This window comes from Sphingomonas sp. SDUR79, from assembly GCF_056821745.1.
The window spans coordinates 63,303-83,760 of record NZ_JBPDIN010000001.1 but is presented as its reverse complement, the minus strand read 5'-3'; the positions used below and the strand labels follow the sequence as shown (position 1 = coordinate 83,760).

Here is a 20,458-nt window from a genome sequence, read left to right as displayed (position 1 = left end):
AGGCCGAACGCCTTATCGAAACCATCTGCGACGCAGTGATCGAGGCGCAGGGCCCGAACTATGCCGCGATTAAGCTTGGCGGGATCGAAAGTTGGGAGACACTGAAGAAGGGTCCCGAGGCGATGCAGATCGCGGTGGCGCTCACGGCCATCGTCCCGAAGCCGCGGCGCGGCAATACCAGTCAAAGCTGGCGGGTCGAAGAGACCCGCAGGACGATCGCATCGCAGCTCTTCCGTAAGAAGCTGCCTTTCACCGGGGAGCAACTCGCCGGTCCGATCGAGATCTGGGCACGGCAATCCCATCTGCAATATGGCATGCCGGGCCTGACGGTAATCGGTGCGGCCGAACGGCTGCTCGACGGCAAGGCGCCGGACGGGGCGCTCCGCACCGCGCTCGAAACGCTGAGCCGGCGGCTGACGAAGATCATCGCTGAGCTCCACAGCAACAAGTTCGACGTGACCACGCTCGCCCGCATCAAGGCGATCCTCGAACCGGGCGGCACCGATGCGCGCGCTCTGCCGCCGGGGGTGTTCGCAGACGCACTCATTCCCTGGCTCGCCAAGCTCGAGCCGGTGGGACGCGATGCGTGGCGCGCGCTCTTGGCGCATGCCGCCAGCGCCGGGGACAAGGCCAAGCCTGCCGCGAAATGGCTCGCGGAAGGTCAGGCATTGCTCGCGCCGATCGGCGAAGCGGCGGTCGCTGTGCAATTGATTGCCTGGATGGAAGCGACCACGCCCGATCCGACCCGGCCCGACACAAGCCTCGATATTCTCAAGGGACTGCTGTGGCTGGCCGCAGCCTTCACCCAGCCCGGCATTGTCGGCCCGGTCGGCCGTTTCGGCGAGAAATGCTTCCGCAAGGTCTCGGGTGTCGGCGCACGGTCGGTCAAGCTGGGCAATGCTGCACTCTGGCTGTTGTCGGCAACCGGCGATGGCGAGGCCGCCGCGGCGGAGCTTTTCCGCCTGCGCGCAAAGCTCAAGCTGCCATCGGTCCAGAAGCTGCTCGACGATCGCCTCGCCACGCTGGCGGGGAAGCTGGGCAGCAGCGTCGAGGATCTCGAAGATCGTTCGCTGCCCGAATTCGGCCTTGCGCCGGATGGCACGGCAACGCACGCGATCGGCGATATCGTCGCAACGATTGCGGTCAGCGCGGTCGATGTCGAAACACGCTGGCACGGCCGTGACGGCCGCCCGCTCAAAGGGCCACCCGCAGCGGTCCAGCGTGAACAAAAGGCAGAACTGACGTCGATCAAGCAGGCAGCCAAGGACATGGATGCCGCACGCGGGCTACAGGCACTTCGGCTCGAACAATCCTGGCTGGAGGATCGCAGCTGGGATGCCGAGGCGTGGCGCCGGACCTTTCTCGGCCATCCACTGCGGCGACAAGTCGCGCTGGCCCTGGTGTGGCGGTTCGAAGGACCGGACGGCTCGCCAGTCGGGATCCCACAAGGGGATCACTTGCTGACACTCGCCGGCGAAGTCCCGATCCCCGAAACCGGCACGGTGCGCTTGTGGCATCCCCTCGACAGCGATCCCGAGCAGGTGCTCGCCTGGCGCACGCAGATCATCGCGCTCGGGCTCACCCAGCCGATCAAGCAGGCGCATCGCGAAATCTATGTGCTCACCGATGCCGAGCGCCGCACCGGCACCTATTCGAACCGGTTCGCCGCGCACATCCTGCGTCAGCATCAATTTCGGGCGCTATGTCAGGCGAGGGGCTGGCGCTTCGATTTCCTCGGCGGCTGGGACAGCTGGAACGTTCCCAGCCGGCCATTGCCGCATCACCGACTGACCATCGAATATCATGTCGACGCGGTCGACAACGACCAGCGCAGCGCTGCCTATGTACCGCTGCATCTCGCGACCGATCAGGTCCGTTTCATCGACACCGATGGCAGGCCCGTCCCGCTCGACACGGTTTCACCGATCCTGTTTTCCGAGTCTCTGCGCGACGTCGACCTATTCGTCGCGGTCACCAGCGTCGCCAACGATCCGGGCTGGACCGATGGCGGACCGGAGGGGCGGTTTGGCGGCTATTGGCGGGAATGGGCCTTTGGCGATCTCAGCCAGAATGCCGAAACGCGCCGGGCGCTGATCGCATCGATCGCGCCCAAGCTGACGATCGCCGATCGGCTGGAGGTGACCGACAAGTTCCTGATCGTTCAGGGCAAGCGGCAGAAATATGCGATCCATTTCGGATCGAGCAATATTCAGATCCTGCCAAGCAATCGCTATCTCTGTGTCGTGCCAGGTCGCCCTTCGAAGGAAACCGAAGCCATCAAGCTGCCTTTTGCCGGGGACAGCATCCTGTCGATCATCCTCAGCAAGGCATTCCTGCTGGTCGACGAGAGCCGGATCACCGACCCGACGATCCTGCGGCAGTTATAAGCAGGGCACGGTCGGGAACCGCCGGGCACAGGGAGAAGGAGTGGTCGTCGCGCTCGATCGGGTGGCGCGCGCAGCTGCCGCGCGTCCCATTCCCGTCATCCGGCAAGGTTCAGATAATACCTTGTGTGCTTCAACTCCCCTTCCCTGCGAAGCGCCTCCAGTTCGACCAACGCATTTCGGTTCGGCGCGGCTGATCCCTGATCAGTTCCGCCCACTCTTAAAGGTTTGGATGCGCAACCGCATCGCAGCCCCCTATTTCCTAATGCGTCACATTATGCCAGTGTGTCGCAATTAAGGGGGATATGACGATGAAACGGATTGGCCTTGGACTGCTGGTCGTTATCGCGCTGGTCGTCGCCGGAGCGTTGCTGTTTCAGAAGCCGATCGGCCAGTTCGCATTTCAACGCGCGGCTCAGCAGACTGCTGCACGCGATCGGCTGGGGGACTTTGCCGATGGAATTCATGTCGGGCTGTGCGGCACGGGTTCTCCGATGACCAATCCCCGGCGTGCCGGACCATGCAATGTCGTGATCGCGGGACAGCAGATGTTCGTTGTGGATATGGGAGAGAACGGCAATCGCAACCTCAACCTGATGGGAATCAATGTCGCCAATGTCGATGGCTTGCTGCTGACCCATTTCCACTCGGACCATATCGACGGCATCGGCCCGCTGATGCTGTATCACTGGACCCGCGGCGCAAGCACCAAAGCGCTGCCTGTGCATGGCCCTGCAGGGGTCGAGCAGGTCGTCGCGGGCTTCAATGCGGCCTATAATCTGGATCACGGCTACCGGATCGCCCATCACGGCGAACGGGTCGTGCCGCGCAGTGGTGGACGGGCCGAAGCAAGGCCCTTTGCGATGGCGGGAAACAGGGCGGTCATCCTGCGCAGCGCCGGCCTGACGGTCACGGCGTTCAAGGTCGATCACGACCCGATCAGCCCGGCGGTCGGCTATCGCTTCGACTATAAGGGGCGTGCAGTCTGTATTAGCGGCGACACCGCCAAATCCTCAAATCTGATCGCCGTTTGCAAGGGCGCGGACCTGATCGTGCACGATGCGCTGCAGCCCAAGCTGGTCAAAGAAATGGAGACGGCGTTCGCGGCAAACGGCCAAGCCAATGCGGCCCAGATTTTTCACGACATCCAAGACTATCACGCTTCGCCGGAAGAAGCGGCGGAAAGCGCGCAGGCCGCCGGGGCGCAAATGCTGGTTCTGTCGCACCTCGTGCCGCCACTGCCGCTGAACTATCTCTATCCGGCGTTTCTGGGCGACGCTGGACACCGGTTCGATGGCAGGATTGTCGTCGGCGAGGATGGCATGCTGTTCTCGCTCCCGTCCGGAACCAAGGCGATTGAGCGCCGCAGCTTGATGTGAGGTGACGTACCCCCTGCTGGGGCCGGGCAAAAACCATTGCGCGACACGGCTGTTTAATGCATAACATTAGGAACTCGGATCGTGCGGGGCTATCCTGATGAAACGGCGTATGACTTATCTTGCGGTGGGTGCATTGGCCTTGGTTGCGCTGGTCTGGTTCGGCCTGCCTACGGCCCTCACCGCCATGGGCCTGCATCCACATTATCAATCCCCCGCGATGAACCTGAAGGGCCGGCGTGCGCTGATCATCACGACCAGCCATGCCACGCTGGATCCGAAGGGCGATGCCACCGGCGTCTTCGCGTCGGAAATGACGGCGCCCTATTATGCGTTTCTGGATGCCGGCATGGCCGTGGACATCGCCAGCATAAAGGGCGGCGATATCCCCATTGAGCCGGCCTCATTGCGATGGCCGGTGATCTCGCCGCCGGATCAACGGTTTCAGGATGACCCGCAGTTCCAGTCGAAGATCCGCAACTCTGTGGACATCGCGGCGATCGATATCGATGCCTATGACATCGTGTTCCTCGCGGGGGGCTGGGGCGCGGCGTATGATTTTGCGCAATCCGGCGTGCTGGGTACGCAGATCAGTCGCGCTTATGCGCGCGGCGCTGTGATTGGCGGCGTGTGCCATGGCCCGCTCGGCCTGCTCCCGGCAAAGGCTCCGAACGGCAAGCCGCTAGTCCAGGGGCGGCGCGTTTCTGCGGTGACCGACAAGCAGATTCGCGAGCTTGGCATTACATTCACGCCCAAACATCCTGAGCGCGACCTGCGTGCCGCCGGTGCACAGTTCGAATCGGAAACCCGGTTCCGCGATTTCTTTGGCAATCATGTCAGCGTCGACGGACGCTTGGTCACCGGGCAGAACCAGAATAGCGGTGCGGAAACCGCGCATCGCATGATGGAAGTCGCGCTCAAGCGAACCGATCGACCCGCACAGTGATGCGCTAGAATCGGTTTCAGTCAGACGGCAATTTGCGCCCCGCGCCCGGTCCGGGTCCAGCCCGCACGACACGAAAGCCGATATGGTCCGTGCCGAGGTCGCGTTCCTGGAACTGACGGGCGGCGGGGCGGTAGCGCGCGCAGTAATTGGCGGCGCACAGATAGGATCCGCCCTTGATCACATTCACCGGCTGCCCCGGACGCGCAGCGCTGGTCGTCCACTCCCAGACATTGCCGATCATGTCGTGCAGGCCAAAGGCGTTGGCGGCAAAACAGCCGACCGGCGCGCGGCCGGTGAACCCGTCTTCGCCCAGATCGCGGGCCGGAAAGACCCCCTGATAGTAATTGGCGGTCGGCTTGCCCGACGCATCCTTGAGTTCGGGCAGCGCGGCGGCACCGGCGCGCGCGGCAAATTCCCATTGTTCCTCGCTGGGCAAGCTCAGCCCGGCCCATTGCGCATAGGCGCGCGCGTCGTTCCAGCTGACCTGAACGACCGGATCATTGTCCCGTCCCGCAATCGTGCTGCTCGGACCCGACGGATGCCGCCAGTTCGCGCCGGGAACCCAACTCCACCAATTGCCATTGTCGGGCGTGGGCACCCGGAACACGGCGGAGCCCGGTTGCAGCATCTCGGGCGGAGCACCGGCAAGCTGGGGCGGACGGCGCTCGGCTTCGGTGCGATAGCCGGTCGCCGCGACAAATTTGGCAAATTGCGCATTGGTGACTTCGGTTTTGCTCATCCAGAAGCCTGCGACTTCAACCGCGCGCGGGGGCCCCTCTTCGGGATATCGGGCCTGATCACCCATGGTGAAGCGACCGCCGGGGATCCAGACCATCGCCGGCTCGGAAAGGCCCTGACAGGTGGCACCGACGCGCTCATCGGCCTGTTGCGGCTCCGCCTCGCCACAGGCGGATAACGCAAGCATCAGCGGGAGCCAGCGGCGATTCATGGCCGCGCGTCCACGCGCTGCACTATGGTTTCGACACGCTGTTTCATGATCGCAACCGCCCCCGCCCCGGCATCTGACACGCCAATAGCTGCATCCCGCCGGTGACGCGATCAAGCATTTAATGCACTATATTGACGCTCTGAGCACTTTGATCTAGCAAGTTGGCGTCGAACGGCGGCGATCGCGATGGACATTATTCGCTGCCACCCGCGTCTCGTCGCCCGGCCGGATTGCGGTCGATCGCCAGAGCGTCGGGCGCAACGCGCGGAGGGGCGGGACATGCGAAATACGCGACTGAAACGCGTGCTGCCAATATTCGCGACCGCACTTCTGGTGGGTGCGGCAAAACCGGCGCCCAAAGCGGTGGCGCGTCCCAATGTCGTGGTCATTCTGGCCGACGATGTCGCGCTTATGGATTTCGGTGTCTATGGCGGTGAGGCGCGCACCCCGAACATCGACGCGCTGGCCGGGCGCGGAGCGCTATTCACCCAATTTCGTGCGTCGCCGCTGTGCTCGCCATCGCGGGCGATGCTGCTGACCGGGATGGACGCCCATCTGACCGGCGTCGCCACCATTCCCGAAGTCCTGCCCAAGGAACAGCGCGGCAAGCCCGGTTATGCCATGGCGCTGGAGCCGGGCGTGCTGACGCTTGCCGACCGGTTGCGGGCGCAGGGCTATCGGACGGTAATGGCCGGCAAATGGCATATGGGCGAAGCTCCGGGCGAAATGCCGCAGGCGCATGGCTTTGACCGCAGTTTCGCACTGGCGGCGTCGGGCGCGGACAATTGGGCGGACCGCTCCTACATGCCCTATTACAAGGACGCCCCGTGGTTCGAAAATGGCGTCGAAGCCAGCCTTCCCAAGGACTTTTATTCCTCGCGCTTCATCGTCGACAAGCTGATCGCCTATCTTCGAGAAACCGATCAGACCAAGCCGTTCTTCGCCTATCTTCCCTTTCAGGCGATCCATATTCCGGTCCAAGCACCGCAGCAGTTCATCGACCGTTACAAAGGCCGCTATGACAAGGGCTGGGAGGTCTTGCGCGCGGAGCGGCATCGTCGCGCGCAAGCGCTTGGCCTTGTTCCCCGCGGCGCGCCGATGGCCGACCTGCCCCCCGGCTATCGCCGCTGGAACAGCCTGAGCGCGCAGGACCGCGCCCTTTATGCTGCCCGCATGGAGGTGAATGCCGCGATGCTGGAGGCGATGGATTTCCACATCGGCCGACTGATCCGGCACCTCAAGGCCAGCGGCGCGTATGACAACACCATCTTCGTCATCTCATCCGACAATGGGCCAGAGCCCTCGCGCGGGGATGACGATCCCACCCTGCGCGCCTTTCACCGGCTGACCGGATACGACATTGGTGCCGGGACGATGGGGGGACCGGGGCATTGGGGGTTTATCGGCCCGGAATGGGCCGCCGCCGCCGCGACCCCCGGCGCTTGGTATAAATTCTACGCCACCGAAGGCGGGATCCGCGTTCCGCTGATCATGGCCGGCCCGGGTATCGCACCCCGCCGGATCGCCAGCCCGGCGATGGTGACCGATATCGCCCCCACCCTGCTCGACTGGCTGAAGGTCGATCCTGGCACGGCGCGGGGCAAGCCGATGACCGGCCGCAGCCTGCTCCCCGTGCTCGGCGGCAAGGTCGCGAGTGCCTATGCCGCCGATGAGCCCCGCGCGGTCGAGGTATCCGGCAACGCCGCGCTCTATCTGGGCGACTACAAGATCACCCGCAGCGTTCCGCCGGTCGGCGATGGCCAGTGGCGCCTGTACAATCTGGCGCGCGATCCGGGCGAGACCACCGATCTGAGCGCCCGCGAACCGGCGACCCGGCAACAGCTGCTGACCGCCTATGACGCCTACGCAAAACAGGTGGGCGTGCTGGAGATGCCGCCGGGCTATGACTCAAGGGCGCAGATTTCCCGAAATGTCGGGGCGCGCCTGTTGACCAACTACCCCTGGCTCTACCTGGTCCTTGGCGGAGTCCTGCTGGTCTTTGCCGCGCTCGTCTGGATGATCCTGCGCGGGCTCCGCACGCTGCTGCGCCGGCGCACGACCACTCAATAGGCGCCGGTCGCGATCACGCACGTACGCTTGAGGCCGTCGTCGCGATCGCCCAGCGCACGGCGGTAGAAGGGAAATTGCTCCATGGCGAAAATGGCAGTCGGATCGGGATAGATCATGGCGGCCAGATCGTCCCACTCGCGCTGCCAGTCCGAATTCTGCGGCTGCACCAGCACTGCGGTGATCCGGCCCGCAAACAGGAATTGCCCGCCGACGGCGTGGACCGCCTTGAACGCTTCGCGGCCATAGCGAAGATAGGCGTCGCGCCCGTCCTTGGCGTCACCCCGGGCGAGGGCGTAATATTCGAGAAAATTGACCATCGTCACCGGCGTGCGCGGCACATGGGCCTGGGCGCGGGCAATGCTTTGCGAGGTCGGTAGCAACTCCCGCCGTCCGTCGATGTGATCGACTGCGGTCGGCACCGGATCGGCCGGGCGCCGCGTCAGCCCAAGGCGATGCCTGAGCCGCAGCACGCCCAGTGCAAAGGCCGGAACCGGGGTCAGCTCAACCTCTGCCACGAACAGATCCGACAGGCCCGACCGGGTTGAGAACCGGGAGACCGCCGACGGGTCGGGCGGCAGAATGGCGAAGTCGGTCCAATGGGCCTCCTCTGTGCCGATCAGCGGGAACAGCGTCCGCGATGTCCACAGCGCGCCTTCAGCAACGAAGCGCGCGTCGGGATCGCGTCGCCGCGCTGCCACGAAGAGGATCGTGGCATGGCGGTAGATGCGCTGCGACGGTTGCCGCCGCCCGGTCACGCTGACCGCCACGATGGCCAGCACGACGAACGCGACAAGGGTGGCCAGGCTAAAGATGGCGATGTTCATGCCGTCCCACCGCGCGCGCCGCACCCGGCATCAATTGGGCCACAGAACATATTCATCGCCTTTCGCAACCGGCTGGTCGATGGTCTTGTCGAGCACGATCGGGCTGATCAGGCTGTGCGGCCAGAGCGAGCCGACCGCCTTGGCATGGTGCGCCGCTAACAGCGCCTTCAGCTCGGCGACCTTGCGCGGCTCGCGGGCGACCAGGTTGGTCCGCTCGCTCGGGTCTGCAGCGAGGTTGAACAACCAGCTCTTGTTCTGGTTGCCGTCGACGTGCAGCTTCCAGTCGCCCGCGCGCACCACGCGGTAGGCGCCCGACTGCCAGAAGATCGCGTCATTCTTGCGCGTGACCGCACCTTTCCCGGTGGCAGCGGGCAGGATGTCGACCCCGTCGATAATGCGTTCGCGCGGAAGCGCAGCCCCCGCCGCCGCCGCAAGGCTGGGGAACAGGTCGATATGCGCCACCGGGGTGTTGACCACAGTGCCCGGTGCGATCCGTCCCGGCCATTTGACGAACATCGGCACGCGGATGCCGCCTTCGAACAGGGTGACCTTCCACCCTCTGAGTGGGGCATTGACCTCGGGGATGCCGATATAGCCCGGCGCGCCATTGTCGCTGCTGAGGATCACGATCGTGTTGTCGGCCAGGCCTTCCGCCTCGAGCTTGTCGAGGATTCGCCCGACGCTGCGATCGACTGCGCGGATCATCGCGGCATAGACGCGCTTGTGATGCGGCCTGATATCGCCGACCGCGTCATAGTCTTCGCGCGTCGCCTGCAGCGGTGTGTGCGGCGCCCAATGGGCAAGATTGATGAAGAAGGGACGGTTGCGATTCGCCTCGATCACCCGCAGCGTCTCGTCGGTCCACCAATCGGTCAGATATCCGCCCGGCTTGAACGGCTCACCGCCATTGAACGAGGCGGCATAGCTGAGCGCGGCCCACAGAAACTTGTCGATCGGATCGAAATCGAGCCGCGCGTTGACCACCTTGGGATCGTCCTCGGGCAAGTACAGGCCGCTGTGCATCAGCAGGCTTTCATCGAACCCTTGCGCGTTCGGCAGGAAATCCGGGCGGTTGCCGAGGTGCCATTTACCGATATGGACCGTGTGATAGTCGCGCTGCTTGAGCAGTTCGGCGATGGTGATTTCAGATCCCGGCAGGCCCTTGTCCTTGAACGGCAGGATATCGTCGTTGATCGCTGGATTGATCTGCATCGGCGGCAGATGGCTTTGCGGCCGGCCCGCGGCAAAGGCGGCCAGCACATTGGTCATGCCATTGGGAGTCGGGGTGAACTCGAACCCGGTGCGGGTCGGATAGCGGCCGGTCATCAGCATCGCACGCGACGGGGCGCAGGTGCCGGTGCCCGAATAGGCCTGCGAATAAATCGCCCCCTGCGCTGCCAGCCGGTCGATATTGGGCGTCGGTACCTTGCCGTCGGCAACGCCGCCGCCGAACGTGGTGATGTCGTTGAAGCCGAGATCGTCGAGCAGGATAAAGACGATGTTGGGCGGGCGCTCGGCAAGCGGCGCAGCCGGTGTGGCGGGTCCCTTGCTCCATGGGACCGTCTGCGTGGGGCCGGCGTCGATCCGGTTCGCGTGCGCTCGTTGCAGCGCGATATATTGAATGATCGTGTTGCGGTAGAACCAGCCGGCTACGCCAAGGACTAGCACCACGGCAAGCCCGGCGATCGCAATCCTCTTGAACATCCTGCGCCCCTCCTCGCGCACGACAGAAGCGATTCATCCGAACGCCGGACCCTGTCTGCTTGCCATCGTCGCATCCTTCTTCAGTGCATTTAATCGAATCCATTAGACGACGCAATCCGATGGCGTTGCCGGCGATCTGCGCGGCGCGCTGTTCCACGCTCGCGTCCCAGCCGCCGCCATCGTGCAACACCCTCTTGCGGGCGTAACAATAATGTATACCATTAATGTAGTCGATGGGCCGGCACAGAGAATGCTGGCTGAAGGCTTAGGGAGGATTGCATGCTTCAGGCACAGACAAAAAGGCTGCCCGTTATCCGTCGCTCGTCGCTGGCACTGGGCGTCGCGCTGTCGGCACTGTTGATTTGCACCAGCACCCCGCTCCGCGCGCAGGAGCAGGATCCGTCGGATACCGGAGAGGAAAGTACGCGCCGCGTCCCCGAGGTCGTGATCACCGCGACCAAGCGCGAACAGACGCTGCAGGATACCCCGGTCGCGGTGTCCGTCGTCGGTGCGCAGGAGATCGAACGCGCCGAGGTCCAGGACCTGGCGGACCTCCAGACGCTGATCCCGTCGCTGGCCGTGCGCCAGGGGCAGACTGCGGGCAACGCCACCTTTTTCATTCGCGGCTTTGGCAATGGCCAGAACGCGATCGGGCTTGAGCCATCGGTCGGTGTGTTCATCGACGGGGTGTATCGCTCGCGCTCGGCCGCATCGATTTCCGACCTGCCCAATCTGGAGCGGGTCGAGGTGCTGCGCGGCCCGCAATCGACATTGTTCGGCAAGAATGCGTCGGCGGGCGTCATCTCGGTCACCACGCGCAAACCGCAATTCGAATTCCAGGGTGCGATCGAAGCCAGCATCGGCAATTACGATCTGCGCCGGATCGACGCGCATGTGACCGGGCCGCTGACGCCGACGCTCGCCGCCTCGCTGTCGGGCAACTTCAACCGGCGCGACGGGTTCTTCGAAGACCTCGGGACGGGCGCGCGCTATAATGAGCGCAATCGCTGGGGCGTGCGCGGCGACATGTTGTGGAAGCCCTCGCCGGATATCAGTTTCCGCCTGATCGCCGATTATGACAGGATCGACGAAACGTGCTGCGGCATCACCAACCTGGTCGAGGGGCCGACCGGTGCCAATGTCCGCGCGGTCGGCGGGCAATTCGTCTCGCAGGACCCCTTGTCATACAATGTCTACTATGACGTCGTCCCGGCCAACGTCATCGAGAATGCAGGCGTTTCGCTGCAGGGTGACTTCGATCTCGGCTTTGCCGCGCTGACGAGCATCACCGCCTTCCGCCGCAATGAGAACGCATCCGATTTCGATGCCGACGGCACCGACCTGTCGCTGTTCAGCGCGGTCGCCCAACAGAGCCGGATCGAAACCTTCACTCAGGAAATCCGGCTACAGTCCGTAGGAACAGGGAATTTCATCGACTGGACGGTCGGCGGCTATTATTTCGACGAGAAGCTGTCGGTGAGCAACCAGATTGCGAATGGCACGGATTACCGCCGCTATCTCGATTCCCTGATCGGTAACCCCCAGGTTCTGGTCAATCTTGAGAATTTGATCACGCAGAGCACCGGGGTCCGTCCGCCCACTTTGGGCGGCGCCGGCCAGGGGGTCACCGATAATGGCCGTCAGGACAACACGGCCTGGTCGATTTTCGCATCGGTTGATCTCAACCTCACCGAACGACTGACCGCAACCTTCGGCATCAGCTACACCGAGGACCAAAAGGAGGTCAGCCTCAACGCCGTCAGCACTGAGGCGCTGTCGCAACAGAATCTCGAACAGCTGGGCTACGCGGCCACCCTGGCGCAGCTGCTGACCGGGCGGGGCGTCAACCCGACCAATCCCACCCAGGTCGGCACCTTTATCCAGACCAACCCGCAAGTCTACGCGCAGCTCCAGCAGCAGGCGCTGGCGGTTGCGCAGGGTCCGGCCAATCCGTTCAACGCGGTGCGCGCCCTACAGCCCTTTCCCGCCTTTCTCGGCTATCCCAACGCGGTCGAAGACGGGATAAGCAATGATAACAGCACCGATTTCACCGCGCGGCTGGCCTATGATGTGACCGACAACATCAATGTCTATATTTCCTATGCGACCGGCTTCAAGGCGACCTCGTGGAACCTCTCGCGTCAGAGCCGCCCGTTCCCGGCCGACTACACCGCCGGCAATCCCGTGTTCGATCGGTTCACCCAGCGGCCGGTGTTCGCAACTCCGGCATCGCCGATCACCGCCGCCGGGCTCAACCTGGTCAACCTGTCAAGCGGCACCCGCTTCGCTGGCCCTGAGGATTCCGAGGTCTACGAGCTCGGGATCAAGGCCGCGTTCGACACAATCAGCTTCAACTTCACCGTGTTCGATCAGACGATCAAGAACTTCCAGACCAACGTCTTCACCGACGACGGGTTCGTCCTCGCCAATGCGGCCAAGCAGTCCACCTTCGGCGTAGAATTCGACCTCACCTGGAGCCCGTACCAGGGACTGATCCTGTCCGGCGGCGCGACCTTCCTTGATCCAGTCTATGACAGTTTCCCCAATTTCGGCGACGGGATCGATGTGTCCGGCCAAAAGCCACAGGGCATCGCCGAAACCCAGTTCAGCCTTGCGGCCAATTACGGGTTCACAATCGGCAGCTTCGACGCCTTCGTGCGCGCCGACTGGCAGCATATCGGCGATTCGCCGTTCTTCGACGATCCCGCCCAGCAGGCGGTCATCGATGCCACCGATTACACGCGCGAGCAGAACCTGATCAACGCCTCGTTCGGCATCCGGACACCGAGCGGGTTTGGCCTCAGCCTGTGGGCGCGCAACCTGTTCGATGACCAATATCTCGTCTTTGCATCTCCGACGGTGCTGCAGGCCGGCTCGTTCAACGGAGCACCCGGCCAACCGCGCACTTTCGGCATGACGGTGCGCAAGGCCTTTTGAGCCGCACAGCGGCGAGCCGGCCCAACGCCGCGCCCGCCGCGACGCCAGCATCATAATTCATCACGCGACCCGTTATCGTGACTTGGGAGGCCACCATCATGGCAAGAGTCCTCAGGCTGATCGTTCAACTGCCGCCGTTGCTGCTCGCGCTCATCTTTGGCGCCCAGGGGATATTGTGGCTGGTCAGGCCAGCCTCGGCAGTACGGTTCTGGGGCTATGACCTGCCGGACGGCGGGCTGGCATTGAGTTCGATGATCGGCGCGACGGCAGGCTGGGCGCTGACCATCTCTGCCTGCCTGCTGCTCGCGCTGATCCGCAAGGAGCGGTTCTGGTATTATCCACCGATGATGATCCTCGGCTTTCTCGCACTCGGAAGGATCGTTGCCGGTGTCGCGTTGGGCGCACCGCATCTGCCCGAGCGCTTCATCCCCGAACTGATCTTTGTCGGCCTGCTGTTCCTTGCCGCGCGCAACACGGGTGCGCCGCGGGCTGCTTGATCGGTCCACCGAAGCGGTGTAATGCATCGCATTATTCACTTTGATCGCTGTGCCGTCTGACGGGCATTGGAGAGCCGCACATGATGACGAAGATACTGATCGGCCTTGCCATCGTCCTGGCTCTAGCGATTGTGGGCGTGTTCTGGATGACGCGCGACGGATCGCTCGTGACACCGCGGGGAACCGGGAGCATCAAGACCGCGTCGGGGACGTTCGAGGCATTCCCACTGCCCGACTATGCGGCAAAAGCGCTTCCGGCCGACTATAAGAGCTATCTGGTCGAGGTCGCGCCGGGCATCAAGATCCATGTTCTGGAGGCCGGGTCGGGCACTCCGGTCTATCTTCAGCACGGCAATCCGACCAACGGCCTGCTGTATCGCAAGATCTGGCGCGAACTTCCGACCGATCAGATGCGCCTGATCATGCCGACGATGGTCGGCCTCGGTTTTTCCTCCAAAGTGCCCGCCAGCCAGCACACGCTCGACAACCATATCCGCTGGATGAGCACGGCGCTGCGCCAACTGGGTTTGGATGGGGTCGTCTATGTCGGCCAAGACTGGGGCGGCGCGGTCGGGCTTGGCGCGCTGATGCGCTCGCCCGAGCTGCTCAAGGGAATGGTCATTCTCAACACCGGCTGGACCGCGCCCAAGGAGAAGTTCGAACTGTCGCGCCCCCATGCCATCGCCGCCACCCCGATCCTGGGCGAGATCTTGCTGGAGAATGTCGTTTCCGTCTTTGACCGCTTGCACCAAACCCAGGCCGATCCGGCATCATTCTCCCCTGAAGTTGCGGCGCTCTATGCGCGCCCGGTCCGCGACAGCGGCAACAAAAAGGCGCCGCTTGCACTCATGCGGATGGTTCCGACGGGGCCTGAGCACCCCACATCAAAGCCGATGGCCGACATCGAACGCTATGCCCGCACGCTGAACATCCCGACCGAGATTGTCTGGGGCATGCGCGACCCGATCCTGGGCCGCGTCCTGCCGACCATGAAGGCCATGTATCCGCACGCCCGGGTGACCGAAACCCAGGCGGGGCACTTCCTTCAGGAAGAGGTGCCGACCGAAATCGCCGCAGCCATCCAGCGCGTCGTCAGCACTGTGAAGTCTGCCGAAACCGCAAGCGCGGCGCGCTAGGCCGGCTGCACGCAGCCATACCGGTAATCGGCTCATGCTTGCTCTCGCCCACGGGAGAATGATAGGTCGCGCCAGCCAATCCGACGCCTGACATTAACAGTGAGTTTTATGGATATTCCACCCCGTCAGGATACCAGGGCCGAACTGCTGCGATCGGCCGAGCGGCTAATTGCCGAAAAGGGCCTGGGTTCGGTTTCGGTCAAGATGATCACCACCGATGCCGGCGCGCGTAATCCCAGCGCCGTTCACTATCATTTCGGCAGCATCGAAAGCCTGATCAAGGAAGTGTTCGCGAAACGCTATCGCGAGATCGAGGAGGAACGGGGCCGTCGCCTCGACAAGGTGGATGAGCGCGATGCCCAGCGTCGGCTCGTCGCGCTGGTCGAAGCGGCGATCGGCCCGTTTATCGAGTCATGCCTTGAAGAAAGCGGTCGGATGTACGTCCGCTTCTGTCTTCAGTTCGCAACCGATCCGCGCTTCGACTATTCGCAATTGACCGCAGAAGCGGGCGCGCAAAGCATTGTTCGCCTGCGCGAGGACTTGCTCACCTGCCTCCCGCATGTTCCAGTCGACACGCTGGCGTCCCGGATGCGCCACTGCTTCATGATTTCGCTGGTTCAGGCGGTCGACTACGCCGCCAAGGTCGAGGCGGGTTGCGCCCCGGCCGTTGACGCCGCCGTCAGCGAAGCGGCGGCGTGCCTTGCCGCCTATCTGTCGACACCCGTCTGACGCACCGCGCCAGATTGACAAAGTAATGCGACGCATTAAAGCTGGCGGCTCGCAGCGTGCGGCTGCCTGCGCACTCAACCGTTGGCCAATCGCTGCCTGACACAACCACGGACCGGAGCCCTCTGTCAGACAGGAAGGCCGGTTCAGTGGCAGGTCCTGGTGAGAGGGTTGCACAATGACGACGTTGCTCGACAAGGCGGACATCAAGTCGAAATATGCCGCTGAGCGCGCGAAGCGGCTGCGTCCAGAAGGCAACGCGCAATATCAACGCCTGTCCGGCAAGTTCGCATCCCTCGCCGCCGATCCCTATACGCCGTACATCGAACGCGATCCGGTGACCGACCATGTGACCTTTGCCTTTGTCGGAGCCGGCATGTCGGGACTGGTGGTCGGCGCGCGCCTCAAGGAAGCCGGGATTGGGGATTTTCGCCTGATCGACAAGGCCGGCGGCGTTGGTGGCACCTGGTATTGGAACCGCTACCCCGGCGCGCGCTGCGATACGGCGGCGATGATCTACCTGCCGCTGCTGGAAGAGACCGGCTACATGCCGAGCGAGAAATATGTGCGCGGGCCGGAGATTCTCGCGCATTGTGAGCGGATCGCGCGGCAATATGGCCTGTACGACAAGGCGCTGTTCCACACCGAAGTCTCCAGTATCGAATGGCAGGAGGCCGCCCGCGTGTGGCGGATTACCACCGATCGCGGCGACGATTTCACCGCCAAATATGTCGCGATCGGCACCGGGCCGCTGCACGTGGCCAAATTGCCGGGCATTCCGGGGATCGAACAGTTCAAGGGCAAGTCATTCCACACCAGCCGGTGGGATTATGACTATACTGGGGGCGATGCCGACGGCGCGCCGATGGACAAGCTTGCCGACAAGCGGGTTGCGATAATCGGCACCGGGGCAACCAGCGTTCAGTGCATCCCGCAACTGGCGAAGACGGCCAAGCAGCTCTTCGTGTTCCAGCGCACCCCGTCCTCGATCGATGTCCGCAACAACTATCCGATCGATCCGGAATGGTATGCACAGATCGCCAAGCCGGGCTGGCAGAAGCGCTGGATGGACAATTTCGTCGAGAATATGGGGGGCGGAATTCCGTCGGAAGACCTGATCGACGATGGCTGGACCGCGATCTCGCGCCGCATCCGCGAGAAGGCGCTGGGCGGCACGCCGCTGTGGCTGGCACGGCTTGTCACGCGCTTGCGCAAGGCGTTCAACGCCGCACCCGGTGCACGGAGCAACGCGCGTGTGCGTGCGGCGTTCGAGGACGCGGATATCGAGAAAATGGAACAGATCCGCGCGCGGGTGGACGCGTTGGTCCAGGATCCGCAGACCGCCGCGCAGCTCAAGCCCTGGTACTCACAGCTCTGCAAGCGCCCCTGTTTCAGCGACGAATATCTCCCCGCCTATAATGCGCCGAACACCATTCTGGTCGATACCGACGGCAAGGGGGTCGATCAGATCACCGAGACCGGGCTTATCGTCAACGGCACCCTCTACGAAGTCGATTGCATCGTCTATGCGTCGGGCTTTGAATATGGCGCGAATTTTCAGCTCAAGACGGGCTTTGATCTCAAAGGGCGCGGCGGCCAGATGTTGTCCGACTATTGGTCGGACGGGCTGCAGACGCTGCACGGCCTGCACATGCACGGCTTCCCCAACGCGTTCGCCGTGCAGATGAACCAGGGGGCCAATATGGTCTCCAACATTCCGCACAACATCGTCGACCATGCGGCAACCATCGCCCAGGTGGTCGCCCATGCCGAACGCAGTGGCTATGCCGAAGTCGAGCCCACGCAGGAGGCGGTGTCGCAATGGGTCAGCCTGATCATGACGACCCAGCCTTCGATGATCACATCGACCGATTGCACCCCCGGATTCTGGAACAATGAAGGCCAGGGATGGAACGAGAAATTCCGTCGCTCGCAAGGCCATCCGGGCGGTGCCGAGGGGTTCTTCACCCATATCGATGCATGGCGGCGATCGGGGCGCTATGCCGGGCTGGTGTTCAGCCGGTAACGGGCATTGATGCCAGCCAAGGGAGGATACACGAACATGCCGGAACCCATCGACGTCTTCTGGTCATTTCGCAGCCCCTATTCGCGGCTCGTCACGCCCGATCTGCTGGCGCTTCGGCAAGATTATGATGTCGACGTCCAGCTGCGAGTCGTACTGCCCCTGGCCGTCAGAAACCCGGGTGCGCTGTTCGATCCGGCCAATCGCAAGCCGCCCCGCTATATCGCGATGGACAGCATCCGCCGTGGCGAGATGCTCGGCCGCCCCGTTGTCCTGCCCGCCGACCCGGACCCGATTGTGCAGGATTTTCGCACGATGGCCGTTGCCGAGGAGCAGCCCTATATCTACCGCCTGTCCAAGCTGGGCGTCGAGGCCAACCGGCGTGGCCGCGGCATCGAACTGGCCGATCGCGTTGCCGAGCTCATTTTCGGTGGGACCAAGGGCTGGGACAAGGGCGACTTGCTCAAGGACGCCGTGGCGATGGCCGGTCTCGACCTTGCCGAACTCGACGCCGCCATCGCGGATGGCGATCATCTTGCAGAGATTGCGCGCAACCAGGAGGCGCTCGACGCGGCGGGGCATTGGGGAGTGCCGACCATGGTGTTTCGCGGCGAGCCATTCTTCGGCCAGGACCGGATCGAAACCCTGCGCTGGCGGCTCGACCGCGCCGGGCTCGCCACCCGCCGAAATTAGTGCCACCATTCGCCGCGCGTATCGCTGCGGTTAATGTAGTGCATTATATCTGGACGAAGGGCACGGATGATCGCGCACGGCACGACCATCGATTCGTCGCCCGGAAATATCAACGCTGGATATTATGGAGACTGCACGATGAAGACCCTCGCCAAGATCGCCCTGTTCACCGCGGCTGCGCTTGCACTAGCACCGACTGCACAGGCCAGTTCCTATCAGGCGCGGCTGACCGAGCTGCGGACGAAGTTCAAGGCGTCCGACAAGAACCAGGACGGCAAGCTGACCCGCGAAGAGGCAAAGAATGGCGGAATGACCCGCATCGCGTCCAATTTCTCCCGCCTCGATACCGACAGGGACGGCTATCTCACGCTGGCGCAGCTCGAGGCAGCGCTGGCCGCACGCTATAACTAAACAGGCTTTACCGGAGCGCGTCGGTCCATTGCACCGGCGCGCTCCGAACCGCTGGTCGATTTTGGCCCAGCCAAGTTTATGTCTGTGGAAAGTTATGGTGCCGCTTACAGGACTCGAACCTGTGACCCCCGCATTACGAATGCGATGCTCTACCAACTGAGCTAAAGCGGCGTACCCGGCGTGTGCCACCGGGGAAGGTGGCGGCGCTTATCAGCCTTGTTCCTAGCTGACAAGCGTTGCCGAAGCGTTGCCGGCGCGGGATTTGCCGGTTGGGCGCCTTTACGCGGTGTTTACCACATGCAGCGCAGAGTCGATCCGGAGCAAGGGCCGTTGCCCTTGTGTGGAGCATGCGCATGGACACCGCCCGCGGCCTGGATGACCGTCCCGACACCGATCACGACGACACCGGCGTGACCGATTCGGCGCATGACGCGCATCGCCTGTCGATCGGCTCGGACGAGCGCCGCATGCATGTGCGCGCCTACAACCATTGGGTCTCGCTGTTGCGGGGCCGGGCCTATCCGTCGATCGAGGATCTTGATCCCGGCAACATCGCCGATTTCGGCCCGCACAGCGTGCTGCTCGATTTCAGCCAGGGTGTGGAGAATCCGGCGATTCGCTATCTTGGCGGGTCGCTGCGCGAGGAATGCGGGTTCACCAGCGACATCAAACATGTCGGCGAAGTGCCCAGCCGCTCGCTGCTGTCGCGGTTGACCGACCATTATCTGCAGATCATCGCCAACCGCGCTCCGATCGGCTTCGAAGCCGAGTTCGTCGGCCAGCGCGGACACAATACGCTGTATCGCGGCATCTTGATGCCCTTCTCCTCGGATGAGGATACGATCGATTTCATCTATGGCGTGATCAACTGGAAGGAGCTGGTCGACGCCGAAACCCAGGCGCGGCTGGAGCGCGAGGTCGAAGAGGCGCGTCGCACCGCCCCCGCCCCGCTCGCCGCCGCCCCGGTCTGGGCCGATGGCCCGAGCGGCGGCTTCGAACCCGCCGCGCCCGCGACCGACCATGTGCTCGAAAACGTCGATCTGACCGCCCCCGAATCGCTTGCCGACCGGCTGCTGATCGCGCGCGAAACCGCCGCCGCCGCGCGCGCCGCCGATACGCGCAGCCGCGCATCGCTCTACCGCGCTTTGTCGCGCGCCTACGACTTCGCGCGCGCATCGGAGCGCCATGCCCAGGATTATGCCGAATTGCTCGCCGATGCGGGCATCACGGTGCAGGCGCGCGCACCGATGACCGCGGCGGCGAAGCTTGTCTTCGGGACCGATTACGACAAGACCCGGCTGACCGAATTCGCTGCCGTCATGAGCCATGCGCAGCGTCACGCCATTGCCGAAGGCGGGCTCGACGCGTTCATCACCGCTGCCGATGGCGGCATCAAGGGCATCGTCAAGGCCGAGCGCGCGTTGCGCAAGCCCGCGCCCCAAACCGATCTGTTCGATCAGGTACGCGCCGAACTGCGTGCACGTCCCGCGATCGCCCATGTCCAGATGGCCGCAGGGACAGATGAATTCGTTCTGTTGCTCGCCCGGGCCGGTGCCGATGGCGAACTCGATATCGTCGCGCGGATCGAAGACGACGCGGCGCTGGCCAACCGCGCGCTGCGCAAGGTCGCCGCATGACCCGCTGATCCTCCCCGAAGCCTTCTCCCAAGCTGCGCGCGAACACGGTCAAAAAGTCCGGTTCGCGCGCATTTTTTTGTGCTCCGTTATCGCTACCCCCGCAATTTAGTCTCAAATGTTACGGTGCAGTGCAGCAAGTCTTGAG

The 20,458-nt window shown here is 63.5% G+C and carries 16 protein-coding genes and 1 tRNA gene; 12 read left to right on the top strand and 5 right to left on the bottom strand.

The features are described 5' to 3' along the window. The first annotated feature begins 35 nt into the window (after positions 1-35). A complete protein-coding gene (locus ACRYLO_RS00375; protein WP_482658371.1) occupies positions 36-2,387 on the top strand; it encodes a DUF4132 domain-containing protein in 2,352 nt (783 codons plus the stop codon). A gap of 272 nt (positions 2,388-2,659) precedes the next feature. Here ACRYLO_RS00375 and ACRYLO_RS00370 read toward each other — a convergent pair whose 3' ends face one another. Beyond that, positions 2,660-2,851, bottom strand: coding sequence for a hypothetical protein (locus tag ACRYLO_RS00370; protein WP_482661781.1), 192 nt, complete (start codon positions 2,849-2,851; stop codon positions 2,660-2,662). Between ACRYLO_RS00370 and ACRYLO_RS00365 the strand changes: the two genes are divergently transcribed. Further along, the gene (locus ACRYLO_RS00365; protein ID WP_482661645.1) at positions 2,771-3,763 is read left to right on the top strand and encodes an MBL fold metallo-hydrolase; all 993 of its coding nucleotides are present in this window, start codon (positions 2,771-2,773) and stop codon (positions 3,761-3,763) included. The two genes, ACRYLO_RS00370 and ACRYLO_RS00365, sit on opposite strands and share 81 nt — an antisense overlap. A gap of 97 nt (positions 3,764-3,860) precedes the next feature. Further along, a complete protein-coding gene (locus ACRYLO_RS00360; protein ID WP_482658370.1) occupies positions 3,861-4,706 on the top strand; it encodes a type 1 glutamine amidotransferase domain-containing protein in 846 nt (281 codons plus the stop codon). A gap of 16 nt (positions 4,707-4,722) precedes the next feature. Here ACRYLO_RS00360 and ACRYLO_RS00355 read toward each other — a convergent pair whose 3' ends face one another. Beyond that, on the bottom strand, positions 4,723-5,631 hold the full coding sequence (locus tag ACRYLO_RS00355) for a formylglycine-generating enzyme family protein (protein WP_482658369.1): 909 nt from the start codon (positions 5,629-5,631) through the stop codon (positions 4,723-4,725). A gap of 303 nt (positions 5,632-5,934) precedes the next feature. Between ACRYLO_RS00355 and ACRYLO_RS00350 the strand changes: the two genes are divergently transcribed. Next, on the top strand, positions 5,935-7,725 hold the full coding sequence (locus ACRYLO_RS00350; protein ID WP_482658368.1) for an arylsulfatase: 1,791 nt from the start codon (positions 5,935-5,937) through the stop codon (positions 7,723-7,725). Here the strand turns inward: ACRYLO_RS00350 and ACRYLO_RS00345 are convergent. Both ACRYLO_RS00345 and ACRYLO_RS00340 read right to left on the bottom strand, forming a co-directional pair. Next, on the bottom strand, positions 7,719-8,549 hold the full coding sequence (locus ACRYLO_RS00345; RefSeq protein ID WP_482658367.1) for a hypothetical protein: 831 nt from the start codon (positions 8,547-8,549) through the stop codon (positions 7,719-7,721). The genes ACRYLO_RS00350 and ACRYLO_RS00345 overlap by 7 nt on opposite strands. Before the next feature lie 30 nt (positions 8,550-8,579). Beyond that, the gene (locus ACRYLO_RS00340) at positions 8,580-10,253 is read right to left on the bottom strand and encodes a sulfatase-like hydrolase/transferase (protein ID WP_482658366.1); all 1,674 of its coding nucleotides are present in this window, start codon (positions 10,251-10,253) and stop codon (positions 8,580-8,582) included. A 279-nt stretch (positions 10,254-10,532) separates the two neighbouring features. On the opposite strand from ACRYLO_RS00340, the gene ACRYLO_RS00335 reads away from it, so the two are divergent. From ACRYLO_RS00335 to ACRYLO_RS00305, 7 genes are all read left to right on the top strand, one after another. Beyond that, positions 10,533-13,190 carry a TonB-dependent receptor gene (locus ACRYLO_RS00335; RefSeq protein ID WP_482658365.1) on the top strand — a complete coding sequence of 886 codons (2,658 nt, stop codon included), beginning with the start codon at positions 10,533-10,535 and terminating at the stop codon, positions 13,188-13,190. A 98-nt stretch (positions 13,191-13,288) separates the two neighbouring features. After that, positions 13,289-13,687, top strand: coding sequence for a hypothetical protein (locus tag ACRYLO_RS00330; RefSeq protein WP_482658364.1), 399 nt, complete (start codon positions 13,289-13,291; stop codon positions 13,685-13,687). A gap of 80 nt (positions 13,688-13,767) precedes the next feature. Then, positions 13,768-14,823 (top strand): alpha/beta fold hydrolase, encoded by a 1,056-nt coding sequence (locus ACRYLO_RS00325; RefSeq protein WP_482658363.1) that lies wholly within the window; start codon positions 13,768-13,770, stop codon positions 14,821-14,823. Positions 14,824-14,931: 108 nt separating this feature from the next. Then, complete coding sequence (locus tag ACRYLO_RS00320; RefSeq protein ID WP_482658362.1) at positions 14,932-15,552, top strand: TetR/AcrR family transcriptional regulator; 621 nt, start codon at positions 14,932-14,934, stop codon at positions 15,550-15,552. Positions 15,553-15,727: 175 nt separating this feature from the next. Next, positions 15,728-17,575, top strand: coding sequence for a flavin-containing monooxygenase (locus ACRYLO_RS00315; RefSeq protein WP_482658361.1), 1,848 nt, complete (start codon positions 15,728-15,730; stop codon positions 17,573-17,575). A 36-nt stretch (positions 17,576-17,611) separates the two neighbouring features. Next, positions 17,612-18,265 (top strand): DsbA family protein, encoded by a 654-nt coding sequence (locus ACRYLO_RS00310; RefSeq protein ID WP_482658360.1) that lies wholly within the window; start codon positions 17,612-17,614, stop codon positions 18,263-18,265. A 138-nt stretch (positions 18,266-18,403) separates the two neighbouring features. Next, positions 18,404-18,676, top strand: coding sequence for a hypothetical protein (locus ACRYLO_RS00305; RefSeq protein WP_482658359.1), 273 nt, complete (start codon positions 18,404-18,406; stop codon positions 18,674-18,676). A gap of 95 nt (positions 18,677-18,771) precedes the next feature. Here the strand turns inward: ACRYLO_RS00305 and ACRYLO_RS00300 are convergent. Beyond that, a tRNA-Thr gene (locus ACRYLO_RS00300) sits at positions 18,772-18,847 on the bottom strand. A gap of 182 nt (positions 18,848-19,029) precedes the next feature. On the opposite strand from ACRYLO_RS00300, the gene ACRYLO_RS00295 reads away from it, so the two are divergent. Then, positions 19,030-20,313: a PAS domain-containing protein gene (locus ACRYLO_RS00295; protein WP_482658358.1), complete on the top strand. Its 1,284-nt coding sequence runs from the start codon at positions 19,030-19,032 to the stop codon at positions 20,311-20,313. The last annotated feature ends 145 nt before the right edge of the window (positions 20,314-20,458 follow it).

Excerpts from the sequence above, each read along its gene's own strand:
- ACRYLO_RS00350 (WP_482658368.1), top strand. The coding sequence starts at position 5,935 with ATGCGAAATACGCGACTGAAACGCGTGCTGCCAATATTCGCGACCGCA.
- ACRYLO_RS00330 (WP_482658364.1), top strand. The coding sequence starts at position 13,289 with ATGGCAAGAGTCCTCAGGCTGATCGTTCAACTGCCGCCGTTGCTGCTC.
- ACRYLO_RS00345 (WP_482658367.1), bottom strand. The coding sequence starts at position 8,549 with ATGAACATCGCCATCTTTAGCCTGGCCACCCTTGTCGCGTTCGTCGTG.
- ACRYLO_RS00360 (WP_482658370.1), top strand. The coding sequence starts at position 3,861 with ATGAAACGGCGTATGACTTATCTTGCGGTGGGTGCATTGGCCTTGGTT.
- ACRYLO_RS00340 (WP_482658366.1), bottom strand. The coding sequence starts at position 10,253 with ATGTTCAAGAGGATTGCGATCGCCGGGCTTGCCGTGGTGCTAGTCCTT.
- ACRYLO_RS00295 (WP_482658358.1), top strand. The coding sequence starts at position 19,030 with ATGGACACCGCCCGCGGCCTGGATGACCGTCCCGACACCGATCACGAC.
- ACRYLO_RS00335 (WP_482658365.1), top strand. The coding sequence starts at position 10,533 with ATGCTTCAGGCACAGACAAAAAGGCTGCCCGTTATCCGTCGCTCGTCG.
- ACRYLO_RS00355 (WP_482658369.1), bottom strand. The coding sequence starts at position 5,631 with ATGCTTGCGTTATCCGCCTGTGGCGAGGCGGAGCCGCAACAGGCCGAT.
- ACRYLO_RS00310 (WP_482658360.1), top strand. The coding sequence starts at position 17,612 with ATGCCGGAACCCATCGACGTCTTCTGGTCATTTCGCAGCCCCTATTCG.
- ACRYLO_RS00315 (WP_482658361.1), top strand. The coding sequence starts at position 15,728 with ATGACGACGTTGCTCGACAAGGCGGACATCAAGTCGAAATATGCCGCT.
- ACRYLO_RS00370 (WP_482661781.1), bottom strand. The coding sequence starts at position 2,851 with ATGAATTCCATCGGCAAAGTCCCCCAGCCGATCGCGTGCAGCAGTCTG.
- ACRYLO_RS00320 (WP_482658362.1), top strand. The coding sequence starts at position 14,932 with ATGGATATTCCACCCCGTCAGGATACCAGGGCCGAACTGCTGCGATCG.
- ACRYLO_RS00305 (WP_482658359.1), top strand. The coding sequence starts at position 18,404 with ATGAAGACCCTCGCCAAGATCGCCCTGTTCACCGCGGCTGCGCTTGCA.
- ACRYLO_RS00325 (WP_482658363.1), top strand. The coding sequence starts at position 13,768 with ATGATGACGAAGATACTGATCGGCCTTGCCATCGTCCTGGCTCTAGCG.